This window comes from Rhodopirellula europaea 6C (assembly GCF_000338295.1).
Classification (GTDB): Bacteria; Planctomycetota; Planctomycetia; order Pirellulales; family Pirellulaceae; genus Rhodopirellula; species Rhodopirellula europaea.
Window position 1 is genome coordinate 1 of the sequence record NZ_ANMO01000144.1, and the last position, 1,439, is coordinate 1,439.

Consider the following 1,439-nt stretch of genomic DNA (forward strand, 5'->3'; position numbering starts at 1 on the left):
CCAGGGCTTTCAAGGTGTTTCAGATTTGGCTTGTGCGAGAAGCTTTGCTGTTGAGACGTGGTTTTTGGGGCGGGTGTGGGGTGGTTTCTCCACTGGTTTCTTGGGGCCGCGTTTGCTTTTGCGATAAGCCGACGGATTGACTGCAGCGCTCACCTCACGCAGACACGTCGTGAGTTGTTCGAATTGATCGCCAAGATATCGCTGCCAAAAGCTGTCATCCAACACCACCAACATCCCGTCGCTGTAACGCGATACCTCCACCGAGACAGCGTGATGGCTTACTTCGTTAACCAGCTCCTCTTCATGCTCTGCGTACAGCGAGGCGAAAACGACCTGACGTGCATTGAATGCCATCATCGCCATGCAGAATAGAAACAACGCCGCCTGAGGGTTGCCGACGGACTTCAACTCGCTGGTCATTGTCGTCGTCAGGTAAAAAAAGCCGGTCTCCTCTTCCCAGCGAAGGTGATAGAGCTCGGCAATCTTCCTCGCATCTACCTCCGGCGGAAGATTCGTCAGCAAGTGAATCACCTTGTCTCCATCGCGAGTCGGCTGATCCAATTCGACGCTAACACGACGCATCACCAACGCGTCTGGGGCGCTACTCGTTTTGATTGTTTGTTCGTAAGCCACACCTGTCTCTGTTCGGCCGATTTCGCGGCGACTGCCGACCAGGACGCCTTTGAAACGACCGTGCTGGCGAACTAAGAAGGAGCAGCCCTTTTCGTTGGCGGCTCGAAGAAAAGAAAGAATGCAGAAGTGTCGATCGGCCAGCAACAAGTCGCCTTCGCCCAAGTCATCCAGAACGCGAACAAGCGTCGTGCTCTCTTGAGCATGGGCGTCAGCCAATAGGTACGCGCGATCGAAGAGTTGCCGCTGCAGATCAAATCTCGCGACCGTCGTCCCGGCCAGCGGAGCGTCGTGCAGTTGGCGAAGCGGCTTCAGTCGCTTCTCGCTCTCTTGAAGATGGTTTCCATCGATCGCGTAGACATTGTAGCCTTCGAGCACTTGCCACGTTTCGACACCGAGCTGGTCCTGCAACTTTGCTGCACGATTGGCGGTGCGTGCGACGACCGCCTCGGACGTTTGGAGCTCGGTAGCGTTGATCTTGTTGTAGAAGCTCGTTAACGAAACACCGAGTTCTTCTCGATGCTTGGAATAGGCTTGTCGAAAGTTTTCGGCAAACCGGAGCACGACGTCCGCGACGGCATTTGCCATCGCCGAGAACTTTTGTTCGCCCTCGTACTGCCGGCTACGATTTTCATGAAACAAGTCATCGAACTCGTTGTGAATCAGGCCACGCAAAGCAACCTGGGTCAACACCGCGAACGGACACTGCTCCAAAAATTTGTCGAGTCCTTTCTTGTCACCCATTGCATGCGCATCCTTGCATCGGTTGTCATCGAATCCTGGCCGAAAGGTAGACTACGCAATTTCAG

At 54.6% G+C, this 1,439-nt stretch carries 1 protein-coding gene; it reads right to left on the minus strand.

The features are described from left to right. Positions 1 to 9: 9 nt before the first annotated feature. Complete coding sequence (locus tag RE6C_RS15555; RefSeq protein WP_008657975.1) at positions 10 to 1,374, minus strand: transposase; 1,365 nt, start codon at positions 1,372 to 1,374, stop codon at positions 10 to 12. Positions 1,375 to 1,439: the final 65 nt, after the last annotated feature.

Excerpts from the sequence above, each read along its gene's own strand:
- RE6C_RS15555 (WP_008657975.1), bottom strand. The coding sequence starts at position 1,374 with ATGGGTGACAAGAAAGGACTCGACAAATTTTTGGAGCAGTGTCCGTTC.